Genomic DNA, 16,540 nt, shown 5'->3' with positions numbered 1-16,540 from the left:
CAGGGTTGCGGCGCGATCATACGAGCACCCGAATTGCCACTCCCAGGGGCGTGGGCAAGCCGTGGGGCAAGGCCGAGTTGCAGCAGGGCAGGGATGGCGTGCGCGTGCCGGTGCCGCACGGGCGCGGGTTCGCGCGCGACTTCGCCGCGGGTTCGCGCGCGACTTCGCTTTACTTCGGCCGGTCTGCGCTGGGCGCGAGTACCGTCGGCACGATCTTCAGGAAAGCGTCCACGTGCATGGGGATCACGTCACGCACTGCCACCGACGTGCCGTCGCCGTACACGTGCCGGCGGATCGCAAGGTGCGAGATGTTGCCGTGCAGGACCCAGCCGATCTCCTGCGCAACGGCAGGATCGGCCGGCATCTCGAGCCCGTTGTCGAATGCGGCCTCCTCGACGATAGTCAGCAGCAGCGTGCGGATGATCGCCGCGATGTAGGTGGGCGCGATCTCCACTTCGGCCAGCGAGGCGTAGATGAACAGCCGAAGCCAGCGTCGCGTGAGGATCGTGTCGTAGTACTCGCGGTAGAAGTCGTTCAGGCGATCGGCCAGTGGCACCTTCCGATCCCGCAGTTGTACGAACCAGACCGCCTTGAACGGACCCGCGATCTCCGCCTCGTAGACGGCGTTGATCAGCGCCGCCTTGTTCGGGAAGGCGCTGTACAGGAGGCGCTGCGACACGCCGCAGGCCTCCGCCAGGGCGCGGGTCTGCGCGGTGAGCCCGTATTCCGAGAAGAACTCGAAGGCCTTGGCCTGGATCTGCGCCCGTCGTTCGTCGGCGGGCAGGCGGGCCGTGGCCCGGCGCTTTCCGTTGGCGGGCTTTTCGGCCTGCAGGGGGGTCTTGGCCGACAGGACTGCGGATCTGGCTTTCATTGCTGGGCGCGCACGGCGGCGCGCGCGAAATCGGTGGACACGGGCTGGACTCTAGCGGCAAAATCATATCGTCATGTGACGATGAAATCGAGGCATGACTGACGATATGGGCATCTGCCGAACTGCCAAGGAGTGAGCGTGATCTACGAAATGCGGACCTACCAGGTCCAGCCCGGCAAGGCCGGCGAATTCCTGAGGATGTACCAGGAGCAGGGCTTGCCCCTGATCTCCCGCTACGCCAAGCTGGTGGGCTGCTGGACCAAGGAAAGCGGGGTGCTCAACTCCGTCGTCTTCCTCTGGGCCTATGACGACCTGGGCCATCGCACGGGGCAGCGCGCCAGGATGGCGAAGGATGCGGAATGGACCGCCTTCGTGCCGTCCATGCTGCCCTACCTGGTCCACCAGGAAAGCGTGTTCCTGTCGCCCGCGGCGTTCTCGCCCCTGGCGTAGGGCGGCGCCCATGCCGGTCAGCGTCTTCGACCTGTTCAAGGTCGGCATCGGCCCGTCCAGTTCGCACACGGTGGGGCCGATGCGCATTGCGCTGCGCTTCGTGCGGGCGCTGTCCCATGCCGGCCGGCTGCAGTCCGTCGCCGGGGTGGAGGTCCACCTCTATGGCTCGCTGGCGCTCACCGGCCGGGGGCATGCCACCGACCAGGCGGTGCTGCTCGGCTTGATGGGCTACGATCCCGAGACGGTCGATACCGCTCAATCTGCTGGGTGGCTGGCTGCCGTCGGCCGCAGCCGCGAGATCCGCCTGCTGGGGCAGCATTCCGTGGCGTTCGACGAGCGCGAGGACCTGGTTTTCCACCCCCGCGAGTGCCTGGAGTTGCATCCCAACGGCATGCGGCTGCTGGCGCGCGGCAGCGCCGGGCAACTGCTCGCCGACCAGACCAGCTTCTCCGTCGGCGGCGGTTTCGTCGCCACGGAACAGGAACTGCGCCAGGCCGCCGCAGGGGCCCGCACCGAGTGGCCCCACCCCTATGCGTCGGCCGAGCAACTGCTGCGGATTTGCGCGGATCGCGGCCTGAGCATCGCGCAGCTGGCGCTGGAAAATGAACTCGCGCTGCGGCCGCGGCCCGTTATCGACGCAGGGCTCGACCGCATTCGCCAGGTGATGTTCGACTGCATGGACCGCGGCCTGGCGGCACATGGCGCGCTGCCGGGGCGCCTGGGGGTGCAGCGGCGCGCCGCCGTCCTGCGCGAGGCGCTCGAGCGCGGGAAGGTCCGGCTGCTGGGTGAACTCGACTGGGTGAACGCCTACGCCGTGGCGGTGAACGAGGAGAACGCCGCCGGCGGCCGCGTGGTCACCGCGCCCACCAATGGCGCGGCGGGCGTCGTGCCGGCGGTGCTGCGCTTCCACGAGCGCTTCCACGCGGCGGGCGACGCGTCCCGCAGCCACGACTTCCTGCTCACGGCGGCGGCCATCGGGGCGCTCTACAAGGAGAACGCCTCGATCTCCGGTGCCGAGGTCGGCTGCCAGGGCGAGGTGGGGGTGGCCGCGTCGATGGCCGCTGCCGGCCTCGCGGCAGTGCTCGGTGGCTCGCCGGAACAGGTGGAGAACGCGGCGGAAATCGCCATGGAACACCACCTGGGCATGACCTGCGATCCGGTCGCCGGGTTGGTGCAGGTGCCCTGCATCGAACGCAACGCAATGGGAGCGGTGAAGGCCATCAACGCCGCGCGGCTGGCGCTCGCGGGCGACGGCACGCACCTGGTCACCCTCGACCGGGTGATCGCCACCATGAAGGCCACGGGCGCCGACATGCACCACAAATACAAGGAAACGTCGCTGGGAGGCCTGGCGGTGAACGTTGTGGCCTGCTGATGTCGGGGATTTCCCGGAACACTCTTGTCGTCATCTGACGATATATTAATAGCACGTTGGATGCAAAAGGTCGGGCGCGCGGCGAAGGGCCGGGCGCCTGCGTACCGGCCGGCTCGGCACGTCGCCATGCGCACGGGCGCCGCAGCCACCCCTGAGGAGCGAGAGGCATGAACAACCCCTGGAACGGCGCCGCTTCCCGGCGCGACTTCCTGAAGGCGGCGGGAGCAGCGGGCGCGGCGGCCGGCGGCCTGCTGTCGCTCGAGGCGCTGGCGCAATCCGGCGCGCTGAACATGTACACCTGGTCGGCCGCGGTGGACCTGGTCAAGAGCCACCTGACTGCCTTCGAGGCGAAGACGGGCATCAAGGTGGCCTACAACACCTCGCCCTGGGCCCAGTACCGCGAGACCATGATCACCAAGTTCGTCGCCAAGGCGCCGATCGACGTCATGTGGGTGTCCGACAGCTGGCTGCCCGAATGGGCCGACGCCGGCTGGCTGGCGCCGGTGAACCAGTTCCCCGGACTCCTGAAGTACAACGCCGACGCCGACAGGTTCTGCACCGAATCGATGACGTACAAGGGCAGGCAGTACGGCCTGACCTACTACTCCGACTACATGGCCTTCTTCTACAACGAGGAGATGCTGAAGAAGGCCGGCATCAAGGAGCCGCCCAAGACCTGGGACGAGGTGCTGCAGCAGTCGCTGAAGATCAAGTCCGCCGGCCTCTCGCAGGCCCCGATGATGCTGTCGATGGCCCGTGAAACGTGGCTGATCGAGTTCCTCTCCGCCATGGTGTTCTCCCACGGTGGCCGCTTCGTCGACGACAAGGGTATCGCCGCCGTGGCGCAGGCCAACGGCGGTGCGCAGCGCGCGCTGCAGTGGATCGCGGACGCCGTGCAGAAGCACAAGATCATCTCCCCCGCGTGCGTGGAGACCGGCGAACTCAATGGCCTGAAGGCCTTCGGCGCCGGCAACCATGCCTTCGCCCTCCTGAGCCGCTATCGCGTGCGGACGCTCAACGATCCCAAGCAGTCGCCGGTCGCCGGGCACGTGCGCCAGGCCATGATGCCGGCCGGCCCCGGCGGCTCGCCGGCCACGGTGGGCTGGATGCGCTTCCATGGCATGACGCCGCAGGCTGCCGCGGACAAGACCCGCGCCGCCAACGCCGCCAGGCTGATCGAATGGTTCGGCGGCAAGGCCGGCAGCGAGTACCAGTTCCAGAAGATGCTGTTCAACGACCTGGGCTCCGGCTTCGGCATCCCTTCGATGTTCAAGGACCCGGAAGTGCAGGCGAACTACGCCAAGTACGCCGACATCAAGGTGTTCGAGGCGCAGCAGAAGCTGGCGCGCAAGAAGGACGTGATCTCCCGGTGGTTCGGCGAATGGGACGAGGTGAACGGCACGGCCTGGCAGTCCGCCGTGCTGGGCAAGTCCACCGTGGCCGACGCCCTGAAGAAGTCGGCCGGCTCCTGGAACGACCTGCGCAAGGACACGTGAACGCGCACGACGGGGCTGCGCTCGCCGCGGACGACGCCCCCTTCTCACCCGCCGGCGCCGCACCGGCAAGGCGGCCGCGCCGCGCGTGGCTGCGCTACCCCTCCAGCGCCTACGACCAGCGCAGCGCGATGCTGTTCCTGGCGCCGATGATGGCGGTGCTGATGGCGGTGGCCGTCTTCCCGGTGCTGTACTCCTTCTGGATCAGCCTGTTCGACCTGAAGCTCACGCGCCCGCACCGCGTGCCCTTCGTCTGGTTCAACAACTACCTGAAGGTGTTCCAGGATCCGCTGTTCTGGGAATCGGTGCTACGCACCGTCAACTTCACGCTCATGTCGGTGCTGGCGATCATGGTCATCGCCACCCTGATGGCGCTGCTGCTGAACCAGGAGTTCCGCGGCCGCCGCGTGCTCTCGGCGATCCTGCTGATTCCCTGGGCCATCCCCTACGTGGCCAACGGGCTGATGTGGAAGTGGATCTACGACTCCGGCTACGGCGCGCTCAACGGGCTGCTGCTGCAACTGGGCTTCATCGACAAGTACCTGGTCATGCTCGGCGACACCGACAAGACCCTGGGGCTGATCACCAACGCCTTCGTCTGGAAGGAAGTTCCGCTGGCGACCATCCTGCTGCTGGTCACGCTCAAGTCGGTGCGACCGGACCTGTACAGCGCGGCCAAGGTCGACGGCGCCAACGTGTGGCAGCGCTTCCTGCACATCACGCTGCCCTCGCTGGTTCCCGGCTTCGCGCTGGTCGTGATCTACGAGACGATGATGGCGATCCGCCACTTCGACCTGTTCTTCGTGCTGACCGAGGGCGGGCCTGCCGACGCTTCGCACGTCGTGGCCTGGCAGGTGTACGTCGAGACCTTCCGCAAGCTGGCCTTCGGCACCGGTGCCGCGCTCGCCTACATCATGGCCGTGGCGACCTTCGTGCTGGCCTGGTTCATCATCCGCACCACGAGCCGCAAGCTATGAGCGCGCAGGGCCTTTCCATGAACAAGTTGATTCCCGGCCACCGCGCGCTGCTGTTCATCGGCTCGCTGCTGTTCTCCCTGTACGTGCTGGCGCCGATCGCCTGGCTGCTGTCGTCCTCCCTGCAGTCGGAGGCGGAGATCACCTCGGTGCCACCGCACTGGGTACCGCATGCCCCGACGGCGCAGAACTTCCGTGCCATCTTCAAGGCGCCCGACGAGAGGGTGACCTACGAGACGCGCAGGCAAGGCGACACGGCCACCGGCGGCTTCATCCCGTCGACGGCGGCCAACCTGCTTCCCGCCATGAAGAACAGCTTCATCGTTGCCATCGCGGTGGTGGTGCTGAACCTGCTGGTGAGCGTGCCGGCCGCCTACGCGATGGCCAAGATCCGTTTCATCGGGCGCAAGACCTCCATCTACTTCATGCTGTCCACGCGGGTCATCCCCGACATCGCGCTGGTGGTGCCATTCTTCCTGTTCGTCCAGAAGCTGGGGCTGATGGACAACCTGCTGTCGCTGGTGATCACGTACCTCGCGATCACGATCCCCTTCAGCATCTTCATCCTCACCGGCTACTTCGAGTCGCTGCCCGATGAACTGGACAAGGCCGCGCGCGTCGACGGCTGTTCGCGACTGCAAACGCTGGTGCTGGTGTTCCTGCCGCTGGCGCTGCCCTCCCTGGTCGCGGTGGTGCTGTTCACCTTCCTCACCAGCTGGAACGAGTTCCTGCTGGCGCTGATGTTCACGCAGACCACGGCTTCGCAGACGATGCCCATTGTCGTGGCGTCCTTCACGTCGGACTTCAACATCAGCTTCTCATTCATCAACGCCGCCGGCGTGCTGGCGATCGTGCCCCCGGTGCTGATCGCCATCGTCTTCGAGCGCTACATCGTCTCCGGCCTCACCGCCGGCGCCGTCAAGGGTTAAGGCACCACCATGGCACGCATCCAGTTCGAATCCGTCCGCAAGCAGTATCCCAACGGCTACACCGCGCTCGAGGACCTCAACCTCGAGATCGCCGACAAGGAGTTCCTGGTCCTGCTCGGCCCGTCCGGCTGCGGCAAATCGACCACGCTGAACATGATCGCGGGGCTGGAAGACGTCACCGACGGCAACCTGCGCTTCGACACCGAGGTGATGAACACCGTGCCGCCGCACAAGCGGGACGTGGCGATGGTGTTCCAGAGCTACGCCCTGTATCCGCACAAGACGGTGTACGACAACATCGCCTTCGGCCTGAAGATGCGCAAGTTCGAGAAGGCGGAGATCGACCGCCGCGTGCGCGACGCCGCGCGCCGGCTGGAGATCGAGCCTCTGCTGGAGCGCCGGCCCGACCAGCTCTCCGGCGGTCAGCGCCAGCGCGTGGCACTCGGCCGCGCGATGGTGCGCAAGCCCCAGGTCTTCCTGATGGACGAACCGCTCTCCAACCTGGACGCCGCCCTGCGCATTTCCATGCGGGCGGAGATCAAGCAGCTGCACGAGGCGATGCAGACGACCTTCGTCTACGTCACGCACGACCAGGCGGAAGCGCTGACGCTGGCCGACCGCATCGTCGTGATGCGAGGCGGCGTGGTGCAGCAGATCGGCTCGCCGGACGCGATCTACGAGCGTCCGAGCAACATGTTCGTGGCGTCCTTCCTGGGCAACCCGCCGATCAACTTCCTCAAGGGCCAGCTGCGCCACACCCAGTACCGCCTGGTCTTCCGCAACGGCGGCACCATGTTCACGCTGCCGGCCGAAGCGGCCAGCAAGCTCTCCGGCTACGACGGGCGGGAGGTGGTGCTGGGCATCCGCGCCGAGGACGTGGCCGAAGCGGACGTCGCGACCGAGGGCGCCTTCCTCAGCGGCCGCATCCTGTCGGTGCTGCCAGTCGGCTCGGACCAGTTCCTGGAAATCGAAGTGGCCGAGGCCAAGATGTTCTTCCGGGTCGGCAAGGAGTGCCGGTACCAGGCCGGCGAGCAGGCCCGGCTGGCGATCAACCTGAACCGGCTGCACGTGTTCGACCCGGACACGACCGACAACCTGCTCTGGGCCTGAGGCGCCGGTGAAACCCGCTGCCTTCAGCTACCACCGGCCGGCCAGCGTCGACGAGGCGCTGGAGCTGCTCGCGCGCTTCGGCGACGACGCCAAGCCGCTGGCCGGCGGGCAGAGCCTGGTGCCGATGATGAACATGCGCCTGGCCAGCCCGGCCCACCTGGTGGACCTCAACGACCTGAGCGAGCTGGCGCAGGTGCGCGTTTGCGGCGAGCGGCTGGAAGTCGGGGCGCTGGCGCGTCACCGCACGCTGGCCGAGTCGCCGCTCGCCGCCGGACACTGCCCCTTGCTGGGGCAGGCGGCGCGCACCATCGGCCATGGCGCGATCCGCGAGCGCGGAACGCTGGGCGGCAGCCTGGCGCACGCCGACCCGGCGGCGCAGCACGCGCTGGTGGCGATGACCCTCGGCGCGCGGCTGACGCTCGCCCGCAAGGGTGCGCAGCGCGTGCTCGAGGCCGACGACTTCCTGCTCTCGGCGATGACCACCGCGCTGGAGCCCACCGAGATGGTGCTGTCCGTGAGCTATCCCTGCGCGGTGCCCGGCGAGGTGTCCGTCTGGCGCATGTTCAACCAGCGCCACGGTGACTACGCGATCGTCGCGGTCGCCGTCACGCTGGCGCTCGAGAACGGCCGTGTCAGCAGCCTGCGCCTCGGCGTGGGCGGCGTCGCGCCGGTGCCGCAGCGGCTGGACGCGGTGGCGCAGGCTTTCCGCGGCCGCGTGGCCTCCGTCGACTGGGTCGCCGAAGTCGCCCGCGCGGCCCGCGACGCGGTCACGCCCGAGGACCAGCCGCGCGTGCCCGCGGTGTACCGCAAGGAACTGGCCGAGACCCTCGTGGCGCGCGCGCTCGCCCGCTGCCTTGAAAGGAGCGGGGTGCCCGCATGAGCGACCAGCAGCACATCATCCTCACCGTCAACGGCAGGAACATCGAGTTCGAGGCGCCGGCGCGCAAACTGCTGTCCGACGCGCTGCGCGAGGATTGCGGCCTGACCGGCACCCACGTCGGCTGCGAACACGGCGTTTGCGGCGCCTGCACCGTGGTGATCGATGGCCGCCCACAGCGGTCCTGCCTGTGCTTCGCCGTGCAGATGGAAGGCCACGAGATCGAGACCGTCGAATCCGTCGGGACCCCGCAGCAGCTGTCGGTGCTGCAACAGGCGCTGCACGAATGCCACGGCCTGCAGTGCGGCTTCTGCACGCCAGGCATCGTCATGACCTTCGAACCGTTCCTGAAGGACAACCCCGATCCGACGGAGGCCCAGGTGCGCGAAGCACTCTCGGGGAACCTGTGCCGCTGTACCGGCTACCAGAACATCGTCGACGCCATCCTGCTGGCGGCGAGCCGACTGCGCGAAGGAGCACCCGCGTGACCGACGCCGGCTTTCGCTCCATCGGCCGCCACGAGCCGCGCCGCGAGGACGCCCGGCTGCTCACCGGCCGCGGCCGCTACATCGACGACATCGTGGTGCCCGGTGCGCTGCACGCCTGCTTCGTGCGCTCGCCGCACGCGCATGCGCGCATCGCCTCGATCGACGCCACCGCGGCGCGCGAGATGCCCGGCGTGGTCGCCGTCTACACCGGCCGCGACATCGCGCCGCACACGACGCGCCACCGCATGGCGCCGACCATCGACGGACTGCAGCCGATGGAAGCGGACACGCTACCGATCGACAAGGTGCGCTTCCAGGGCGACCCGGTGGCGTGCGTGATCGCCACCAACCGCTACCTGGCGGAAGACGCCGCCGAGCGCGTCAGCGTGGAGTACGAGGTCCTGCCGGCCGTGGCCACCATCGCGCAGGCGCTCGCCGCCAATGCGCCCCGGGTGGATGACGCGATGGCGTCCAACCTGCTGTCGCACCAGCATGCCTCGCACGGGGAGGTGGAGGCGGCGATGCGCGGGGCTCACCGCGTCGTCGAGAGCAGCTTCTCGATGCAGCGCCAGACGCACCTGCCGATCGAGACCCGCGGCTGCATCGCCAGCTGGGATGCGGGCCGGCAGCACCTCCTGTTCCAGGTCGGAACCCAGGTGCCGCACCCGTACCGCACGACGCTCGCCGGGCGCCTGCGCCTGTCCGAATCGCAGGTGACGGTCGTTTCGCCCGACGTCGGCGGCGGCTTCGGCCAGAAGATCGCCCTGTACCGCGAGGAGCTCACGGTGGCCGTCGCCGCGATGCTGCTGGAGCGGCCGGTACGCTGGCGCGAGGACCGCATGGAGAACCTGCTGGCCTCGTCGCAGGCGCGCGAGGACCAGTGCCGCACCCGGGTGGCGGTCGACGCCCAGGGCCGGATCCTGGCGCTCGACCTGGAGATCCTGGAGGACTTCGGCGCCTACAGCTTCTATCCCGGCAACTACCTGGCGCGGGTGGTGGCGATGATCATCACCGGACCCTACCGCATTGCCAACTATCGCTACGACGTGAAGGTGGTGGTGTCCAACAAGGTGGGCAACGGGCCGATGCGCGCCCCGATGGCGATCACCAGCTGGCTCATGGACGGCACCATCGACAACGTCGCCCGCGAACTGGGACTGGACCCCGTGGCCGTGCGCCGGCTCAACCTGCTGCAGGCGCGGGACTATCCCTACACCATGGCCACCGGCGAGGTGCTGGCCGACATCACGCCGCGCGAGACGCTGGAAGGCGTGCTGGCGGCGATCGACTACGACGCGTTCCGGCAGCGGCAGGCGCAGGCCCGCCGCCGCGGCGAGGTGCTGGGCCTGGGGATCTGCACGGTGGTCGAGTCCACGACCTACGGATCGAAGTTCTACAAGGCCGCCGGCATCCCGGGCTCGGGCCACGAAGCGGCCTGGGTGCGCATCGAGCCGTCCGGCGTGGTCAATGCGTCCGTGGGCCTGGGCGCAACCGGGCAGGGTTACGAGACGGCGCTGGCGCAAGCGGTGGCCGAGGGCCTGGGCGTGCCCTCGTCGTGCGTGAAGATCCACCTGGGACACACCGACGTGGCGCCTTACGGCATGGGAAGCCGGGGCGCGCGCGGCGGCACGGCAGGCGGCGGCACGCTGTACCTGTGCGCGCAGGATGCGCGCCGGGCGGTGCTGGCCATCGGCGCCCACCGGCTTCAGGTTCCGCTGGACGCGGTGCGGATGCAGGACGGCCGAGTGCAGCAGCATGCGGACGGGGCCTGGCAGGACGCCGGCCTCGCGCTGGCGGACATCGCCCGCATCGCCTACCTCGACCCGCTGGCGCTGCCGCCGGGCGTGAGCCCCGGCCTGGAGTTCCACAAGACGTACGAGCCGCCGCCCATGACCTATTCGAACTCCAGTCACGCGTGCATCGTGCGGCTGGACGTGGTGACGGGCGGCGTGCGGATCGAGCGCTACGTGGCGGCGGAAGACTGCGGCACCGTGCTCAGTCCGGTCGTGGTGGAGGGGCAGCAGCACGGCGCGATCGCCATGGGCCTGTCCGGATCGCTGATGGAGCACGTCGCCTACGACCCGCAAACCGGACAGAACCTGTCGGGCTCGCTGGCCGACTACCTGGTCGCGACGGCCCACGAGATTCCGCGCATCGAGCTCATCCCGATGCACACCCCAAACCGCAGCACGCCCGCTGGCATCAAGGGCATGGCCGAAGGTGGCGTGATGGGTGCGATCGGCGCCCTCATGAACGCGGTGAACGATGCACTCGCGCCGTTCGGCGTGCGGGCCGAGAGCCAACCGATCAGCCCGATCTACCTGCGCAGCCTGCTGCGCGGCAAGCAAGCGACGGAGAACAAGCAATGAGTGAAGCGACAAGTCCCGCCCGGATCGGATTCGTCGGGTTCGGCATCATGGGCCAGAGCATGGCCGGCCACCTGCTGGCGGCCGGCCACCCGCTGCGCGTGTACAACCGCTCCGCCGACAAGGCGCGCGCGCTGGTGGGCCGCGGTGCCGTCTGGTGCGACACGCCGGGCGCGGTGGCGGCCGGCTCCGACGTGGTCATCACCATGGTCGGATATCCCCGCGACGTGGAAGAGGTCTGGCTGGGCGCGGAAGGCGTGCTCACGCGTGCCCGTGGCGCGCTACTGATCGACATGACCACCTCCAGTCCTGAGCTGGCACAGCGACTGGCACGCGAAGCCGCCGCACGCGGCTGCCGTGCGCTGGACGCACCGGTTTCCGGGGGCGACCTCGGCGCGCGCGAGGCCCGGCTGTCGATCATGGTCGGGGGCGACACGGAGGCGTTCGCGCAGGCGCTGCCGGTCCTGCAGCGCATGGGCAAGACGATCGTGCACACCGGCGGCGCGGGCACCGGCCAGCACACCAAGATGTGCAACCAGCTGGTGATCGCCTCCACGATCATGGGCGTGTGCGAAGGGCTCGCCTACGCGCGCTCCGCGGGCCTGGACCCCGACCTGGTGCTGCAGTGCATCTCCGGCGGCGCGGCGGGCAGCTTCCAGCTGAGCGTGATGGGCCCGAAGATCGTCGAGGGCGACCTGGCGCCCGGATTCATGATCGAGCATTTCCTGAAGGACCTCTCGATTGCGCTGGCGGAGGCCGACCGCCTGGGGCTGCAACTGCCCGGCGCCGAGCAGGCCCGCAAGCTGTATGCGCAGCTGGTGGACCAGGGGCATGCCCGCGAGGGAACGCAGGCCCTTTCGCGCCTTTACGGAGCGCGGGCATGAGCATGGAAATCACGGGTGAATACCTGGTCCCGGCGCCGCAGCAGCAGGTCTGGGCAGCACTCAACGATGCCGCGGTGCTCAAGGCGAGCATCGCTGGCTGCCAGGCGCTGGAGAAAGTCTCGGACACCGAATTCCACGCCATCGTCACGACGCGTGTCGGCCCGGTGTCGGCCACCTTTCGCGGCAACGTGCAGCTGTCGGAGCTGGACGCGCCCAACGGCTATACGCTCACCGGCCGGGGGCAGGGCGGCGCTGCCGGCTTCGCGAAGATGAGTTCGCGCGTCCTGCTGCAGCCGCGCGGCGAGCAGACGGTGCTGCGCTACACGGCGCAGGCCGAGATCGGCGGCAAGCTGGCGAGCGTCGGCAGCCGGCTGATGCAGGCGGTGGCGAAGAAGAATGCCGACGACTTCTTCGCCGCCTTCACGCGGCAGCTCGGGGGCGCGCCTGCTTCCGTCGGCGAGGCGCTGCCGCAGCCGGTGAGCACCGCCGGCACGGCGCAGGCACGGCCCTCGCCAGCCCTCGTAACGGCTGGCGGCGGCCTGGGTGCACCGGTGCCTGCGTGGCTGGTGGTGTTCACCAGCGGCCTCGCGTTGGCGCTGGGGTATTGCCTGGCGCTGCTCGCCCGATGAGGAATCGAGGAGGCGGCGTGGGGCGGCAGACGATCCGGTGACGTTACCCGGGACCGTGGCATGGGGATCGCACGAATCCAACCAGCCTTGTCGAGAATCGAGCCGTACACAACGCGGATCCACGATGAAGCTGATCGACGCCTTCCAGGACGAACACGTGCTGATCGACCAGGTGCTCGGTTCCTTTCGCACGTATGTCGACGGCCTGGCCGACGGGACTGCGGACCCGGATGACGGCAGACGCTTCGCCGCCTTCTTCGTCGAGTTCGCCGGCCACTTCCATCACGATCGGGAGGAGGGCGTGTTCTTCAAGGCACTGGTGACCGATGCGGACCTGCCCGCCACGAGCGGACCGGTGCACGCACTCCTGCGCGAACACGCGGAGATGGGCGAGTGGCTAGGCGAGATGACGCCTTTCCTCGCGCAGGGGCCGCGGTCCGCGGACGATCGTGATCGCCTTCGGCGCCTTGCCATCCGCTACTCGCACGCACTCTGGCGCCATATCGACGCGGAGAACTCCGTCCTCTACGTCGAGGGGGAGGAGCGGCTTGGCCGCAACGGCATCTTCGAGTTGCCGGATCGCGCGATGAGCCCGGCAGAGGCAGCGGCGCGCGAGGAGGGTGCGCGCTTGCGACTTCGCTACCGGCCGCTGGCCGACGCCTCGCTCACGCGCGGTGACGGCTGCTTCATGTGCCGCGCCCACGGGGAGACCTGCGACGGACTCGAGGCCGAGTGGTGGACGGAACTGGAGTGGCAGGAGTTCTTCCTGCGGTGACGCCGGAAAACCCTCACCAAAACATCAGGTATTTGCAACCACGTGTTTCTGTGAGAAACTGAACGCTAGCTTCCGTCGAGGGGAGCTGAACTTCCCGGGCCGCTCCCTGCACAAGAGAGCGGCCTTTTCTTTTGTTTCGGCCCCAAAGTGCCAGGCAAAAGGAACACGCGTTCCTGTTGCACCTCCGGACGGCCGGGCATGATGCATCCATCTCGCACCTGCTACCGATCCTCCCTTCGACAGCGAGTACAAAACGCGGCCGCCCATGAGCGGCCGCTCCCTTTTCACTGCGCCAGCAACCTCCTGGCCTCGTTCGGATCCAGGCCGTACATCTCGGCGAATTCGGCCATCGTCTTGCCGCTGGCCTGGAAGGCGTTCTGCAAGGCTTCGCGGCGCGCCGCCCTTTGCGCCATCACCGACAGCGCTTCCTCCAGCATCGAATGCACGTCGTCGTCGGGCGAGGTGAAGCGCTCGCGGTAGGCTTCGCGGCTCAGGCCGGAGGCCTCGATGGCAGCCGCCAGTTGCGCGACGGCACGCTCGCGCGCCTGCTCCGGCCCCCTGCCGCTGCGGCGCTTGTACAGCTCCAGGATGGCGTGATGCACGTGCTCCGGCGCCACCGGCTCCACGGGCTTGCCTTGCAGGTCGTGGCGAGCCAGGCCGGCGGCCACGGCCTCGATGTAGCGCGTGGAACGCGTGTGCAGCCCGAGCGCCACCTTCAGTTCCGCCGCGGGCAGCGCCTCCGGGTGCGCTGCCACCAGGTCCTGGTAGATGCCGATCTTGAGGGGAAGGAAGCGGGCACCGAACAGCCGGGGGTACAGCTCGAACAGTTTGTGCAGGAGCGGGTGCACGGGCCGGGGCGCCTTGCGTGCGGCGGCCTGTCCGCGCGCAACCGGGGGAGTGGCGGTCGAGTCTTGGGTCATGGTTCTGGTCATGTTCTTCGTCCCCACGCGCGAGCACGCGTGCGGGTGATCCATCGGCGGACGTGAAGGTACGATTGCACCATGGATGTCGAAAGGCGAGGATGGGTCGCTGCGGCGGGCTGGCTTGCCCTGGCCAGCCTGGGCGGCTGTGCCGCGCCAGGGCAGGTCGGCGGCCGGGGTGCGGCCCTTCGGCCTTCCCCGATGTCCGACCCGCAGGCCGGGGAGGCAGCGTTCCTCGCGCTCGGCCTGGTCGGCACGCCCTACCGGTACGGCGGGAACACGCCAGACTCGGGCTTCGATTGCAGCGGCTTGATCGGCTACGTGTACCGGCAATCGGCCAGGATTGCACCGCCGCGGACCGTCGCGCAGATCAGCCGCTGGGGCCAGTCCGTGGCCGCCGGCGACTTGCGCCCCGGGGACCTGGTGATCTTCGGGAGCGGCGGTTCACCGTCGCACGCGGCCATCCATGCAGGCGAGTCGCGCTTCGTGCACGCGCCGAGCACCGGAGGAACCGTTCGCCTCGACAACCTGCGGGAGCGCTACTGGAACACCCGGCTGCTCGATTACCGGCGCGCCTGAGCGCCGCGCCGGTGGCGGCACCCCGGAGAAAGAAAGCGGCCGCTCATGGGCGGCCGCGTGTTGTTCTCGCTGTCGAGGGGAGGGGTAGCCGGTGCGAGATGCATGCATCATGACGGCGCGCCCGAAGCTGCGACAGGAACGCCTGTTCCTGTTTGCTGGCACTTTGGGGCCGAAAGCAAAAAGAAAGGGCCGCTCCCTGTTCGGAGAGCGACCCGTGAAGTCCAGCTCCCCTCGACGGAAGCTAGTCTTTAGTTTCGCACAGAAACACGCGGTTGCAAATACCTGACCAGGAAGTCAGGTTTTCGGCAACTCCTATCCGGCGCAAGAAGCGGCCAGGTGGCCCGCTCGCCGACCCCGGGGCCGCGACGCGCCTGCACCGCGCAACCGCAACTGCAGCCTGACGGCACTTCGCCGCAATTGGGGGAAACTTCAGGGCCTGCGCCGCAGCGACAGGTTGCCGCCCGAGCCGCTGTCGTCACAATGCGCAGCATGGACACTTTCCCGCTTGGCCGACCCCGCAACTCGATGGCCACCCAGTGGCTCCTGAACATCGGTCACGCCATCGACCACATGTTCCTGCTGATCTTCGCCACGGCGGTGACCAGCATCGCGGCGGACTTCGGCGTCGCGCGGTGGGAAGACCTCATGCCCTACGGCGTGGGAGCCTTCTTCTTCTTCGGCATCGGCGCCTTGCCTTCCGGCAAGCTGGGGGACCACTGGGGCCGGCGCAAGATGATGCTCGTCTTCTTCTTCGGCATGGGGGCCGCCGCCCTGCTGGTGAGCGCCACGCAATCGCCCATGCAGATGGCGCTCGCGCTCGCGCTCCTGGGCGCCTTCGCCTCGATCTACCACCCGGTGGGGATACCGATGCTCGTGCAGACGGCGGTCCGTCCCGGCCTGACGATCGGCATCAACGGGCTGGTCGGCAACCTCGGCGTGGCCGTCGCGGCCGTGACCACCGGCTATCTCGTGAAGTACGTGGGCTGGCGCATGGCCTTCGCCGTGCCGGGTGCGCTGTGCCTCGTGTTCGGTGCTGTCTTCGCCGTGCTCGCCACCCGCGAGCAGGCTGCGCCCGCGCGGAAGAAGGGCAGTTCCGGCGCGGTGCCTGCAGGCATTCCGATGGCCAGGCTGCTGCTGGTGATGACGGTCGCGGCGACCAGCGGAAGCCTGCTGTTCAACTTCTCCACCAACAGCAACTACGAACTGCTCGCCGACCGGCTGCGCAGCATCCTGCAGGATCCCGCCCGCATCGGCGCGCTGCTCGCCGGCGTGTACACGGCCGCCTCGCTCACCCAGGTGATCGTCGGGCACCTCATCGACCGGATGCCGCTCAAGCGGCTCTACCTGGGCATCGTCGCCGCGCAGGCCGTCCTGCTGGGGCTGGCGACCGTGTCGGACGGGTGGGTCTTCTACGGCCTGCAATTCCTGTTCATGGCGGCGATCTTCGGCGCGATCCCGTTCACCGACGCCATGATCGTGCGCTTCGTCGACGACAGCATGCGCTCCCGCGTCTCGGGCATGCGGCTGGCCGTCTCGCTCGGCGCGAGTTCGATCGCCGTCTGGCTGATCGGCCCCGTGGTGAAGCAGGCCGGCTTCGGCACCCTGCTGGGCGTGATGACCGCCACCGCGGTGACCTCGCTCCTGATCCTGAGCCAGCTCCCCGCCACCCCGGCACCGAAGCGCACCCAGCCCCAGGGCGTCGCCAATCCGGCGTAGCCGCGGGCTGCGGCGTCTCCGCGGCGCCCGCCGATGCGGCACGGGTGTCGATCCGGCCGCGGGTCGTTCGTCATGCAGGGATGGGCAACAACGGCCCTGATCCA

At 68.6% G+C, this 16,540-nt stretch carries 16 protein-coding genes; 14 read left to right on the top strand and 2 right to left on the bottom strand.

Going from position 1 to position 16,540, the window contains the following annotated elements; genetic code table 11:
* Positions 1 to 169 precede the first annotated feature (169 nt).
* The gene (locus JI746_RS09030; protein ID WP_236599680.1) at positions 170 to 871 is read right to left on the bottom strand and encodes a TetR/AcrR family transcriptional regulator; all 702 of its coding nucleotides are present in this window, start codon (positions 869 to 871) and stop codon (positions 170 to 172) included.
* 138 nt (positions 872 to 1,009) lie between these two features.
* Between JI746_RS09030 and JI746_RS09025 the strand changes: the two genes are divergently transcribed.
* The 12 genes from JI746_RS09025 to JI746_RS08970 all read left to right on the top strand — a co-directional run bounded on the left by JI746_RS09025 (position 1,010) and on the right by JI746_RS08970 (position 13,221).
* Positions 1,010 to 1,321, top strand: a complete 312-nt coding sequence (locus JI746_RS09025) for an NIPSNAP family protein (protein ID WP_201688665.1) — start codon at positions 1,010 to 1,012, stop codon at positions 1,319 to 1,321.
* Positions 1,322 to 1,331: 10 nt separating this feature from the next.
* Complete coding sequence (locus tag JI746_RS09020) at positions 1,332 to 2,696, top strand: L-serine ammonia-lyase (RefSeq protein WP_201688663.1); 1,365 nt, start codon at positions 1,332 to 1,334, stop codon at positions 2,694 to 2,696.
* 167 nt (positions 2,697 to 2,863) lie between these two features.
* A complete protein-coding gene (locus JI746_RS09015; RefSeq protein ID WP_201688660.1) occupies positions 2,864 to 4,192 on the top strand; it encodes an extracellular solute-binding protein in 1,329 nt (442 codons plus the stop codon).
* A complete protein-coding gene (locus JI746_RS09010; RefSeq protein WP_330892973.1) occupies positions 4,189 to 5,166 on the top strand; it encodes a carbohydrate ABC transporter permease in 978 nt (325 codons plus the stop codon). Before JI746_RS09015 ends, JI746_RS09010 begins: the two co-directional genes overlap by 4 nt.
* A gap of 17 nt (positions 5,167 to 5,183) precedes the next feature.
* Positions 5,184 to 6,092 (top strand): carbohydrate ABC transporter permease, encoded by a 909-nt coding sequence (locus JI746_RS09005; RefSeq protein WP_201688652.1) that lies wholly within the window; start codon positions 5,184 to 5,186, stop codon positions 6,090 to 6,092.
* A gap of 9 nt (positions 6,093 to 6,101) precedes the next feature.
* Entirely contained in the window at positions 6,102 to 7,202 is a 1,101-nt protein-coding gene (locus JI746_RS09000) for an ABC transporter ATP-binding protein (RefSeq protein ID WP_201688650.1), read from the top strand.
* A gap of 7 nt (positions 7,203 to 7,209) precedes the next feature.
* Positions 7,210 to 8,082: an FAD binding domain-containing protein gene (locus tag JI746_RS28185; protein ID WP_201688649.1), complete on the top strand. Its 873-nt coding sequence runs from the start codon at positions 7,210 to 7,212 to the stop codon at positions 8,080 to 8,082.
* Positions 8,079 to 8,567 (top strand): (2Fe-2S)-binding protein, encoded by a 489-nt coding sequence (locus JI746_RS08990; protein WP_201688647.1) that lies wholly within the window; start codon positions 8,079 to 8,081, stop codon positions 8,565 to 8,567. The genes JI746_RS28185 and JI746_RS08990 overlap by 4 nt, the downstream gene beginning before the upstream one ends.
* Positions 8,564 to 10,936, top strand: coding sequence for a xanthine dehydrogenase family protein molybdopterin-binding subunit (locus JI746_RS08985; RefSeq protein ID WP_201688645.1), 2,373 nt, complete (start codon positions 8,564 to 8,566; stop codon positions 10,934 to 10,936). The genes JI746_RS08990 and JI746_RS08985 overlap by 4 nt, the downstream gene beginning before the upstream one ends.
* A complete protein-coding gene (locus JI746_RS08980; RefSeq protein WP_201688644.1) occupies positions 10,933 to 11,817 on the top strand; it encodes an NAD(P)-dependent oxidoreductase in 885 nt (294 codons plus the stop codon). The genes JI746_RS08985 and JI746_RS08980 overlap by 4 nt, the downstream gene beginning before the upstream one ends.
* A complete protein-coding gene (locus tag JI746_RS08975) occupies positions 11,814 to 12,446 on the top strand; it encodes a CoxG family protein (RefSeq protein WP_236599679.1) in 633 nt (210 codons plus the stop codon). The genes JI746_RS08980 and JI746_RS08975 overlap by 4 nt, the downstream gene beginning before the upstream one ends.
* Positions 12,447 to 12,570: 124 nt before the next feature.
* Entirely contained in the window at positions 12,571 to 13,221 is a 651-nt protein-coding gene (locus JI746_RS08970) for a hemerythrin domain-containing protein (RefSeq protein ID WP_201688643.1), read from the top strand.
* Positions 13,222 to 13,505: 284 nt separating this feature from the next.
* Here the strand turns inward: JI746_RS08970 and JI746_RS08965 are convergent, their stop codons facing one another.
* Positions 13,506 to 14,141, bottom strand: coding sequence for a ProQ/FINO family protein (locus tag JI746_RS08965; protein WP_236599678.1), 636 nt, complete (start codon positions 14,139 to 14,141; stop codon positions 13,506 to 13,508).
* Between the two features lie 81 nt (positions 14,142 to 14,222).
* Here JI746_RS08965 and JI746_RS08960 point away from each other — a divergent pair, with 81 nt between their 5' ends.
* Together JI746_RS08960 and JI746_RS08955 are read left to right on the top strand one after the other, a co-directional pair.
* Complete coding sequence (locus JI746_RS08960) at positions 14,223 to 14,720, top strand: C40 family peptidase (RefSeq protein ID WP_201688637.1); 498 nt, start codon at positions 14,223 to 14,225, stop codon at positions 14,718 to 14,720.
* Between the two features lie 489 nt (positions 14,721 to 15,209).
* A complete protein-coding gene (locus tag JI746_RS08955) occupies positions 15,210 to 16,436 on the top strand; it encodes an MFS transporter (protein ID WP_201688635.1) in 1,227 nt (408 codons plus the stop codon).
* The last annotated feature ends 104 nt before the right edge of the window (positions 16,437 to 16,540 follow it).

The sequence above is a fragment of the Ramlibacter alkalitolerans genome, assembly GCF_016722765.1.
GTDB classification, from domain to species: domain Bacteria; phylum Pseudomonadota; class Gammaproteobacteria; order Burkholderiales; family Burkholderiaceae_C; genus Ramlibacter; species Ramlibacter alkalitolerans.
Note: the sequence above shows the minus strand (reverse complement) of the source record. Positions and strands in the feature narration are given on the sequence as shown.

Excerpts from the sequence above, each read along its gene's own strand:
- JI746_RS09015 (WP_201688660.1), top strand. The coding sequence starts at position 2,864 with ATGAACAACCCCTGGAACGGCGCCGCTTCCCGGCGCGACTTCCTGAAG.
- JI746_RS08960 (WP_201688637.1), top strand. The coding sequence starts at position 14,223 with ATGGATGTCGAAAGGCGAGGATGGGTCGCTGCGGCGGGCTGGCTTGCC.
- JI746_RS08965 (WP_236599678.1), bottom strand. The coding sequence starts at position 14,141 with ATGACCCAAGACTCGACCGCCACTCCCCCGGTTGCGCGCGGACAGGCC.
- JI746_RS09020 (WP_201688663.1), top strand. The coding sequence starts at position 1,332 with ATGCCGGTCAGCGTCTTCGACCTGTTCAAGGTCGGCATCGGCCCGTCC.
- JI746_RS09030 (WP_236599680.1), bottom strand. The coding sequence starts at position 871 with ATGAAAGCCAGATCCGCAGTCCTGTCGGCCAAGACCCCCCTGCAGGCC.
- JI746_RS08970 (WP_201688643.1), top strand. The coding sequence starts at position 12,571 with ATGAAGCTGATCGACGCCTTCCAGGACGAACACGTGCTGATCGACCAG.
- JI746_RS09005 (WP_201688652.1), top strand. The coding sequence starts at position 5,184 with ATGAACAAGTTGATTCCCGGCCACCGCGCGCTGCTGTTCATCGGCTCG.
- JI746_RS08975 (WP_236599679.1), top strand. The coding sequence starts at position 11,814 with ATGAGCATGGAAATCACGGGTGAATACCTGGTCCCGGCGCCGCAGCAG.
- JI746_RS08980 (WP_201688644.1), top strand. The coding sequence starts at position 10,933 with ATGAGTGAAGCGACAAGTCCCGCCCGGATCGGATTCGTCGGGTTCGGC.
- JI746_RS08955 (WP_201688635.1), top strand. The coding sequence starts at position 15,210 with ATGGACACTTTCCCGCTTGGCCGACCCCGCAACTCGATGGCCACCCAG.
- JI746_RS09000 (WP_201688650.1), top strand. The coding sequence starts at position 6,102 with ATGGCACGCATCCAGTTCGAATCCGTCCGCAAGCAGTATCCCAACGGC.
- JI746_RS08990 (WP_201688647.1), top strand. The coding sequence starts at position 8,079 with ATGAGCGACCAGCAGCACATCATCCTCACCGTCAACGGCAGGAACATC.